Origin of the sequence: Microbacterium sp. (assembly GCF_052102115.1) — a bacterium.
In the GTDB taxonomy this organism is placed as follows: domain Bacteria; phylum Actinomycetota; class Actinomycetes; order Actinomycetales; family Microbacteriaceae; genus Microbacterium.
The window spans coordinates 1-8,562 of the sequence record NZ_JBQDVP010000079.1 but is presented as its reverse complement, the minus strand read 5'-3'; the positions used below and the strand labels follow the sequence as shown (position 1 = coordinate 8,562).

Sequence of the window (8,562 nt, the reverse complement as noted above, 5' to 3'; positions counted from 1 at the left end):
GGACATCGAGCAGGTACTGCGGCGCCAGGTCGGAGAAGGCGCGCTCCTGAGCCTCCGACATCCGCCCGCTCCGGCGCACGAAGGAGACCGGTTCATCGCGGAAGGTACGGGGTTCGGGCATGGATCAAGCGTAGCCGGGCTCGGTCATGCGGCTGGCGGTCACAATTCTGGATTCCGTCACGCGGTCGGTTCGGTCACGAAGTCGATGAGCTCCTCGACCCGGCCGAGCAGCGCGGGTTCGAGATCGCGATACGTCGTCACCTTGCTGAGGATGAACTGCCACGCCCGCCCGGTATCCCCCTGCGACTCGTGCGGCCACCCGAACGCCTGGCAGATGCCGGTCTTCCAGTCCGTTCCGCGCGGGATCTCGGGCCAGCTCCGGATGCCGAGGGTCTGCGGTTTGACGCACTGCCACACATCGATGAATGGATGGCCGACGATCTTCAGATGTTGCCCGTGCGGACCGCGCAGGATGGCATCGGCGATCCGGGTCTCCTTGGAGCCGGCGACGAGATGGTCGACCAGCACCCCGTACCGCCGCTCCGCACTCGGCGGCTCGACCGCCAGCAGCTCGTCGAGCCGATCGAGCCCCTGCAGGAACTCGACGACGACGCCCTCGACACGCAGGTCGGCACCCCAGACCTTCTCGACGAGCTCGGCGTCGTGCTTGCCCTCGACGAGAATGCGACTGGGCAGGGCGACGCGTGCACGCTGATCGGCAACGGCGAACGACCCGGATGCCGTACGGCGGGTGGCCTGCTTGACCGGCCCGGGCGGCATCAGACGCACCGGCTCGCCATCGATCATGAAACCGCCGCCGAGCGGAAAGACGCGCTTGCGGCCGTTGTAATCCTCGAGTTCGACGTTCCCGCCCTGCACCCGCGTCACCGCGCCGCAGTAACCGTCGTCTGCGACTTCGACGACGAGATCCCGCTCGGCGGCGATGTCGCGAACCTTCTTTGCTCCGCGTTCGCGCCACCCCGCAGCCAGCACATCGGAGCCGTACATGTCGTCCATGCCTTCCAGCGTATGCGTCGGCTGCCGGTTCCCTGCGGCGACACAGACTGTTTCCCTAGAGTCGCTATCGTCTTGCCACACGGATGAATAGACTCGAATCGCCAGGGCCGCACCGCCCTGCGGAGGGAGCACGATGCGGACTCGGATGACGATCGTCGCGGGATTGATCGCGGCAATGCTCGGGTCCGGGTGGGTGGCTTCGGCAGCGATGGCGACGTCACCGGTGACGCTCGATTCGGGTTTCGTCACCGATGAGGCCCAAGTGCTGACTTCGACCGAGATCGACGAGGTGAATTCCCGACTCTCCGACCTCGCCGATGCCGAGGGCGGCGATCTCTACGTGGTCTTCGTCGACGAGTTCACCGATCCCTCCGACAGCGTCGAATGGACGGATCAGACCGCAATCGACAACGGCCTGGCGACCGATCAGTATCTCGTCGCCATCGCCGTCGATGCCGGACAGTACGCGATCTCCGCAGACACTGACGGCCCACTCAGCGACGGCGAGGTCGATCGCGTCGTCCAGGCGATGGAGAACGGCCTGCGCGCGGGTGACTGGGGCGGTGCGGTGATCGCCGCCGCAGACGCCTTTCCCGGCCAAGGCGGTGCTGGCGCCGGCACCAGCACGCTGACCTGGGTGCTCGTGGCCGCCGTGGTCATCGCGGCCATCATCCTGATCATCGTGCTGGTCTCGCGCTCCCGGAAGAAGAAGCAGCAGCAGAGCCTGGCCGCGATCCCCGACCCGAATGATCCGTATGCCTCGGTCAGTGACGACGACCTCGAGACGCAGGCCGGCAGCGCGCTGGTGCAGGCGGACGACGCGATCACGTCGAGCCGGCAAGAGGTCGGCTTCGCCGTCGCCCAGTACGGCGATGACTCGACGCGAACATTCACCCAGGTGGTCGAGGCCGCGCAGGTGAAGGTCGGCGAAGCCTTCGCGCTCAAGCAGAAGATCGACGACGAGATTCCCGACACGGCCCAGCAGCGCCGCGCCTGGCACATCCAGATCATCCAGCTGTGCGATGAAGCCGACGATCTGCTCAACGACAACATCGAGGCCTTCGAAGAACTGCGCCTGCTCGAAGCAGAAGCGCCGCAGGCCCTCGAGCGCGTCACGGCACGGCGGGCAGCGGCGGATCAGAAGGTCGCAACGGCAGCACCGGCCCTCGCGACGCTGACGCAGACGTACGATGCTGCGGCGCTGGCGACCGTCGCCGACAACCCCGAGCAGGCGCAGCACCGTCTTGCGCTCGCCGATGCAGAACTGAGCGAGGCCGCCACCGCCATCGCCGCAGGCCGCAATGGCGAGGCGGCGTACTCGATCCGCACGGCGGAAGAAGCCGTCGAGCAGAGCGAGAGCCTCGTCGACGCCGTCACGACCCTCGGAACGAACCTCGCGGCGGTCGAAGACCAGGCGCGTGCCATGATCACCGACCTCGAGGCAGACATCGCCGCAGCGGGAGCCATGGCCGACGCGCAGGGGCGCCTCGACCCGATCATCGCGAGGACGAGGTCGAACATCGATGCGGCCCTGGCCGGCCTGCAGGGAGCATCCCGAAACCCGCAGCAGGTGCTCGACCGTCTCACCGAAGCGAACACCGAGATCGATGCCGCACTCGGCCAGGTGCGACAGGCTGCCGAGCAGGCGCAGCGCGCCCAGCGAACGCTGGAGCAGCGCCTCACGCAAGCGCAGGCGCAGATCGCCACGGCGAATGACTTCATCAGCACCCGGCGCGGTGTGATCGGGGCGACCGCACGCACCCGCCTCGCCGAGGCGAACGCCGCCTATGCCGAGGCCGTCGCCGCGCAGCCGAGCGATCCCGTCCTGGCCACCGAGCGCGCGACCCGCGCCTACAACCTCGCCTCCGAAGCGCTCTCCTCCGCGCGCAGCGAGGTCGACACGTTCAACACCGGCGGCTGGTCTGGAGGGTTGTCGGGCGGCTACGGCGCCCCCAGCCGCGGCGGCAGTGATCTCGGCGGAGCCATCCTCGGCGGCATCCTCGGCGGACTGTTCAGCGGCGGTGGTGGCGGCGGAGGCGGCGGCAGCTGGAGTTCCGGCGGCGGCTGGCGCTCCGGCGGCAGCAGCCGCAGCAGCCGTCCGTCCAGCTTCGGCGGGGGGTCCCGCAGCAGCTCCCGCGGCGGCGGCCGATCCCGAGGGGGCCGGTTCTAGCATCCGATCTCTGTTCTCACGACAGCATCCACGACGTACACGTACACGAACGTTCCAATCGAAAGGAAACACCATGGCCAAGCAGTCCATCTTCGGTCGCATCTCGACGCTGGTGAAGGCGAACATCAACTCCCTCATCGACGAGGCCGAAGACCCGCAGAAGATGATCGATCAGCTCGTGCGCGACTACACGAACAACGTCGCCGACGCCGAGGCTGCCATCGCCGAGACGATCGGCAACCTCCGGCTGCTCGAGCGCGACCACGAAGAAGACGTCCAGGCCGCCAAGGACTGGGGCAACAAGGCGATCGCCGCCAGCCGCAAGGCTGACGAACTCCGCACGAGCGGCAACACCGCCGACGCTGACAAGTTCGACAACCTGGCCAAGATCGCCCTGCAGCGCCAGATTGGCGAGGAGGGCGAGGCCAAGGCTGCTGAGCCGACCATCGCCTCGCAGACCGAGGTCGTCGACAAGCTCAAGAGCGGCCTCAACGGTATGAAGGAGAAGCTCGGCGAGCTCAAGGCCAAGCGCAGCGAGCTGCTCGCACGCGCCAAGGTCGCCGAGGCGCAGACCAAGGTTCAGGATGCCGTCGGATCGATCAACGTCTTGGACCCGACCAGCGAGCTCGGCCGCTTCGAGGACAAGGTCCGACGCCAGGAGGCTCTCGCCCAAGGCAAGGTCGAACTGGCAGCATCCAGTCTGGACGCGCAGTTCGAGAGCCTGGGCGATATCGGCGAGCTGACCGAGGTCGAGGCCCGCCTGGCCGAGCTCAAGGCGGGCGGCTCGTCGTCGTCGCAGTCACAGCTCGAGTCCTGAGGCTCACGTACACCAAGAAGGGGGGTGAATCCTCGTGACCCGATTCCTCGTCGTTCCACAGTGGCAGGGTTCGCCCTCCGCGCGTGCGATGCTTCTCGTCGACGGCGCCTCCGCGATCGCAGGCGACCTGCCGCGCAACGCCACCACCGTGCTCGATGTTCCGCTGGAGGCCGGTGAGTCGCTGGGCACGGGCGTGCACCGGCTGAGCTCGCTGCAGCGCATCCGCGCCATGGTCGCCACGGAGATGACCTCCGACACGATCGTCATCGGCGGCGACTGCAGCGTGACCGTCGCCGCCCTCGACGCCATCGATCGCGACGACCTCGCCCTCGTCTGGTGCGACGCGCACGGCGACCTGCACACCGATCAGACGTCGCCGTCAGGGGCGTTCTCCGGAATGGCTCTGCGCGCCGCCCTCGGCGAGGGCGAACCGCAGTTGGCGCTTTCCCCCGGCCTTCCCGAAGACCGGGTCGTCGTCGTGGGGGCGCGCGTCCTCGAAGACGCCGAGGACGAGCCGCTGACCCGCCTGAGCCGGGTGAGCGTCGCAGACCTCGAAGATACGGATGCGCTCGCCGACGCCGTCGTACGTACCGGGGCTGCCCGCGTCTGGGTCCACATCGACGTCGACGTGCTCGACCCCGCCGAGATCGCCGGGGTCTCCACCGCCGCGCCGTTCGGTGCTTCGGCGCAGGCGTTGGCCGCCAGCATCCGGGAACTGCGCTCCCGCGTCCCTCTCGCGGGCGCGACGATAGCCGGCTTCTCCCCCCGCTCGCCGCTGGATGCGGTCGATGACCTCGGTGCGATCCTCCGCCTGGTCGGTGCCGTGGCATGACGGCGGATTGGAAACCGGCGGCCGAAGCGGCGCTGGAACGCGGACGCCGCTTCGATCGCCGCATACCGTCGTTCCTGCTCCGATCACCGATCAGCCGTCTCGGCTATGCCTGGGGCACGGCAGTCGGCTGGGTGTGGGGCTCGCTGTGGAGCACGGGTCCGGTGGAGCGCCGGGAGGGGTTATGGGTCTTCCGCGGTATGCCGAAGTGGACGTTCAACCGCGGCGGCGTCTGCGTCGGCGGCTGTTATCTGACCGGCGACGCAGAGCCCGGCGACGCGGTCATGCGTCACGAGGCCGTGCACAAGGCGCAATGGCTGCGCTACGGGTTCCTCATGCCGGTGCTGTATCTGTTCGCCGGACGCGATCCGCTGCGCAACAGGTTCGAGATCGAAGCCGGGCTCGAAGACGGCAACTACGTGCGGCGCGGTTCCGCGCGGAAGGTCAGTTCCCGGCCGACAGCAGACCGAAGCGCTCCGGCGCGCTGATCGCCGATGTCGGCACGTCGAGCGATCCGGTGAGGTGTTCGACGATGTCTGCAGTACCGAGATAGCCGCCCAGCAGAGTGACGCGGGTCGGCGACTCGTCGTCGCAGAGCATCTCGTCGGCCCAGGCGCAGGTAGCACGGGCTAGGGCCGCTCCGGGCGCGCACGAACGCCCGCTGCCCGGGGCACCGGAGCGCGCAGAGCGTGCGAGCCAGGTCACGGTCATGCGTGCGGGGGCCTCGATCACACCGATGTCACTCGCGTCGGGAACCTCCACGAAGACGCGCCCCGATGCGCACAGCGGAAGCGTCGCCAGGAAGGTCTCGAGCTCGAGCAGCGAGTTCTCGTCAGCGGTCACCAGGTGGTGCGAGCGCAGACGGGCGGCCCGGCGCTGGGCGCGTCCGCGGCGCACTTCGATCGACGTGGTCATGATTCCTTCATCGTACCACCGATGAAGGGTTGCCTTACCTTCCTCGCCGATGCGGCCCCTCAGCGCTCGACGAGGGCGGATCGCAGCGCCGCGAGTTCGTCGTCGGAGACCCCCTGATCGCGCAGGTAGTCCGCCGCGGAACCCCAGCGCGCATCGATCTCGTCCAGCAAGCGGCGCATTACGGCCGCTGGCGACTGCGTGGCGAGCGCGACGGCGTTCTCGGCGTGCGGATGCTGCGACCGCAGGAAAGCGGTGATCCGGCGGTTGCGCTCGGGGGGCAGCAGCGACTCCGTCAGTGCGTAGTCGGCGACGACGGCATCCCGATCGGCATCCACGGCCGCGAGCGCGAGGGCGACGGTGACGCCGGTGCGGTCCTTGCCGACTGTGCAGTGCACCAGCGTGCCCTGCTCGCGGGCGATCACACGCACAGCATCCGCCAGTCGCTGCCCGCTCTCGTCGATGAGGTGCCGGTACATCTCGTCGAGCCCGAGATCATCGTCGAAGAACGACGCGACCGACCCCAGGAACAGCGGCAGATTCGTCGTCGCGATGCTCGTCACGGCCGAGGGCGACTCCGTGACCTCCTGCCCGTCCCGCAGATCGACGATGTGCGTGACACGGCGTTCGAGCTCAGCGATGCCGGCCGGGGCAGTAGCGACCAGGGTCGCCGATCGCAGCAGGACGCCGTCGCGGATCCGCCCCTGCGATGCCGGCATACCGCCGACGTCACGTACGTTGAAGACGCCCTCGACGTCGAGAACAGTCACGCCGCCGCCTTCTCGCCACGCGGAGGGACGGGGTAGCGCCCGGCGATCACGATCCGGTTGAACGCGTTGATCGAGACGCATGCCCAACTCAGTGCGGCGTACTCCTTCTCGGTGAACACGCTCCCCACCCGGTTGTACACGTCATCGGAGACGCCCTCGTCGTGAATGAAGGTGAACGCCTCGGCGAGCTCGAGCGCCGCGCGCTCACGCTCGGAGAAGACGCCGCTCTCACGCCAGGTCGGCAGTTGCATCAGCGTGTCGGCGTCGAGTCCGGCCTTGACGGCGCGGTCGAGGTGGATCCGGGTGCAGTACGCGCATCCGTTCAACTGGGAGCAATGGATCATCACGATCTCTTTGAGACGATCATCGATGCCGTTCGCGCGACAGATCTCGCCGACCGTGCGGGAGAATCCCTCCAGTGCTTCGTAGGCCGCCGGCTCGGTCTTGGACAGGTGCACGCGCGTCTCGCTCATAGTCCCCAGCTTAGGCTCAGAACACCTCGCTAGCGTTGGCGCCGATGGCGAGTTCTCAGCGCATATCGAGTCTTGACGGGGTCCGTGGAGTGGCCTCGTTGATCGTTCTCGTGTACCACTGCAGTCTCATCGCGATGCCGCATCTCGATGACACCGTCGCCGCCTGGCTCACGCAGAGTCCGCTCAAGGTGCTGTTCGCGGGCACCGAGGCGGTACTGGTCTTCTTCGTCCTGTCGGGGTTCGTCGTCACCCTCCCCGTGCTGCGCGACGGGTTCAGCTGGCTGCGCTACTACCCCACCCGCGTCCTGCGCCTGTATCTGCCGGTGTGGGCGTCGATCGTGCTCGCCACCGCGCTCATCGTGCTGGTTCCTCGAGACCCGTCGACCATGCCGGATGATTCGTGGATGCAGCGGGCGCAAGCACCGAACGTGACCTGGGAGTCGTTCTTCGAAGAGTCGCTGCTGATCACGAACTCCTACGACATCAACAATGTGCTGTGGTCGCTGCGCTGGGAGCTCATCTTCTCACTCGCGCTGCCGCTGTTCGTGATCGTCGCCGTCGTGCTGCGCCGTCACGCGATCGCCGCCGCAGCCGTAGCGTGCGCACTGACCGTCGTCGGGCGCGTCATCGATGTCGAGGCGCTCGTCTACCTGCCGGTCTTCATGCTCGGGACGCTGATGGCCGTGCGGCTGGACGATCTGCTGGAGTGGGTGCGACGCCCGCGTCACCGGGCGTTCTGGCCCGGCGTCACCGCGATCGCGCTGATCCTGCTGATCGCCAGTTGGATCACCCGTCCGATCGTGGCTCCGGGGAGCCTGACGGGCCGGATGATGTGGGGGCTTGCGGGCATCGGTGCCGTGCTCATCATCATCGCCGCAATGGGATGGCCGCGCCTGCGGCGCATCCTCGAGGCCCGTGCCAACCAGTGGCTGGGAAAGGTCTCGTACAGTCTGTACCTCGTGCACGTTCCCGTGATCGCGACGCTCGCCTACCTGTGGGGCAGCGAGAATTGGGCGCTGGTCGCCGTGGTCGGAGTACCCCTGAGCCTGCTCATCGCGGGCGCCTTCCACCGGTTCATCGAGGGGCCGGGGCACCGGCTCGCGCGCTTCGTCGGTGCATCATCCGAACGCCTGCAGTCACGGATCTGAGCGGTCGTACCCGCCGCTGAGCCGAAGAATGCGCCGCTTCACTCGACCCGCAGCGCGACGCGAACGTTGGATCACCGATCCCTCGCCGGCACCGGAGTGCTTGCGTTCGAACGCGCGCTCCATCTCCCGCGCCCACGCGCGCGTCACGGCGTCATCGCTGAATCTCTCGGCGGTGGCGCGCGCCTGGCGCCGCATCGCCTCGACAGCCTGCTCGGGCATGTGCTGCAGGTCGACGATACGCTGCGCGACCGCATCGATGTCGCCCGCGGGGATCAGGAAGCCGTTCTTCCCGTCCGCGATCACCTCCGAGGGCCCGTACGGGATCTCATAGGCGATCGGGATGCACCCGGCCGCCATCCCCTCGACGAGTACGAGCGGAAGCCCCTCCGCCTTCGACGTCAGCAGCATGAAGTCCGCCGTGGCGAA

General features: G+C 67.9%; 10 protein-coding genes and 1 pseudogene. 5 read left to right on the top strand and 6 right to left on the bottom strand.

Annotation, left to right across the window (positions count from 1 at the left end; all coding sequences use genetic code 11):
* Together ACTICP_RS15145 and ACTICP_RS15140 are read right to left on the bottom strand one after the other, a co-directional pair.
* Positions 1-121: pseudogene (locus ACTICP_RS15145) on the bottom strand (tRNA (guanosine(46)-N7)-methyltransferase TrmB); the annotation flags it as partial.
* Positions 122-177: 56 nt separating this feature from the next.
* Entirely contained in the window at positions 178-1,017 is an 840-nt protein-coding gene (locus tag ACTICP_RS15140; protein WP_441893777.1) for a DUF3097 domain-containing protein, read from the bottom strand.
* A gap of 145 nt (positions 1,018-1,162) precedes the next feature.
* Here ACTICP_RS15140 and ACTICP_RS15135 point away from each other — a divergent pair, with 145 nt between their 5' ends.
* The 4 genes from ACTICP_RS15135 (at position 1,163) to ACTICP_RS15120 (ending at position 5,321) form a co-directional block, all read left to right on the top strand.
* Entirely contained in the window at positions 1,163-3,187 is a 2,025-nt protein-coding gene (locus ACTICP_RS15135) for a TPM domain-containing protein (RefSeq protein ID WP_441893775.1), read from the top strand.
* A gap of 73 nt (positions 3,188-3,260) precedes the next feature.
* Positions 3,261-4,004 carry a PspA/IM30 family protein gene (locus tag ACTICP_RS15130; RefSeq protein ID WP_441893773.1) on the top strand — a complete coding sequence of 248 codons (744 nt, stop codon included), beginning with the start codon at positions 3,261-3,263 and terminating at the stop codon, positions 4,002-4,004.
* 34 nt (positions 4,005-4,038) lie between these two features.
* Complete coding sequence (locus tag ACTICP_RS15125) at positions 4,039-4,836, top strand: arginase family protein (protein WP_441893771.1); 798 nt, start codon at positions 4,039-4,041, stop codon at positions 4,834-4,836.
* Entirely contained in the window at positions 4,833-5,321 is a 489-nt protein-coding gene (locus ACTICP_RS15120; protein ID WP_441893769.1) for a Fe-S oxidoreductase, read from the top strand. The genes ACTICP_RS15125 and ACTICP_RS15120 overlap by 4 nt, the downstream gene beginning before the upstream one ends.
* Here the strand turns inward: ACTICP_RS15120 and ACTICP_RS15115 are convergent.
* Genes ACTICP_RS15115 through ACTICP_RS15105 form a run of 3 tightly spaced genes read right to left on the bottom strand, consistent with a single transcriptional unit; the run spans position 5,278 to position 6,988 of the window.
* Positions 5,278-5,748: an SIP domain-containing protein gene (locus ACTICP_RS15115; RefSeq protein WP_441893767.1), complete on the bottom strand. Its 471-nt coding sequence runs from the start codon at positions 5,746-5,748 to the stop codon at positions 5,278-5,280. The genes ACTICP_RS15120 and ACTICP_RS15115 overlap by 44 nt on opposite strands.
* 59 nt (positions 5,749-5,807) lie before the next feature.
* Positions 5,808-6,515 carry a tyrosine-protein phosphatase gene (locus ACTICP_RS15110; RefSeq protein ID WP_441893765.1) on the bottom strand — a complete coding sequence of 236 codons (708 nt, stop codon included), beginning with the start codon at positions 6,513-6,515 and terminating at the stop codon, positions 5,808-5,810.
* Positions 6,512-6,988, bottom strand: a complete 477-nt coding sequence (locus ACTICP_RS15105) for a carboxymuconolactone decarboxylase family protein (protein WP_441893763.1) — start codon at positions 6,986-6,988, stop codon at positions 6,512-6,514. Before ACTICP_RS15105 ends, ACTICP_RS15110 begins: the two co-directional genes overlap by 4 nt.
* 44 nt (positions 6,989-7,032) lie before the next feature.
* On the opposite strand from ACTICP_RS15105, the gene ACTICP_RS15100 reads away from it, so the two are divergent.
* Positions 7,033-8,136 (top strand): acyltransferase family protein, encoded by a 1,104-nt coding sequence (locus ACTICP_RS15100; RefSeq protein ID WP_441893761.1) that lies wholly within the window; start codon positions 7,033-7,035, stop codon positions 8,134-8,136.
* Here ACTICP_RS15100 and ACTICP_RS15095 read toward each other — a convergent pair.
* On the bottom strand, positions 8,125-8,562 hold a 438-nt coding region (locus ACTICP_RS15095), incomplete at its 5' end, for a glycosyltransferase (protein ID WP_441893759.1). The genes ACTICP_RS15100 and ACTICP_RS15095 overlap by 12 nt on opposite strands.

Excerpts from the sequence above, each read along its gene's own strand:
- ACTICP_RS15140 (WP_441893777.1), bottom strand. The coding sequence starts at position 1,017 with ATGGACGACATGTACGGCTCCGATGTGCTGGCTGCGGGGTGGCGCGAA.
- ACTICP_RS15120 (WP_441893769.1), top strand. The coding sequence starts at position 4,833 with ATGACGGCGGATTGGAAACCGGCGGCCGAAGCGGCGCTGGAACGCGGA.
- ACTICP_RS15115 (WP_441893767.1), bottom strand. The coding sequence starts at position 5,748 with ATGACCACGTCGATCGAAGTGCGCCGCGGACGCGCCCAGCGCCGGGCC.
- ACTICP_RS15100 (WP_441893761.1), top strand. The coding sequence starts at position 7,033 with ATGGCGAGTTCTCAGCGCATATCGAGTCTTGACGGGGTCCGTGGAGTG.
- ACTICP_RS15105 (WP_441893763.1), bottom strand. The coding sequence starts at position 6,988 with ATGAGCGAGACGCGCGTGCACCTGTCCAAGACCGAGCCGGCGGCCTAC.
- ACTICP_RS15130 (WP_441893773.1), top strand. The coding sequence starts at position 3,261 with ATGGCCAAGCAGTCCATCTTCGGTCGCATCTCGACGCTGGTGAAGGCG.
- ACTICP_RS15135 (WP_441893775.1), top strand. The coding sequence starts at position 1,163 with ATGACGATCGTCGCGGGATTGATCGCGGCAATGCTCGGGTCCGGGTGG.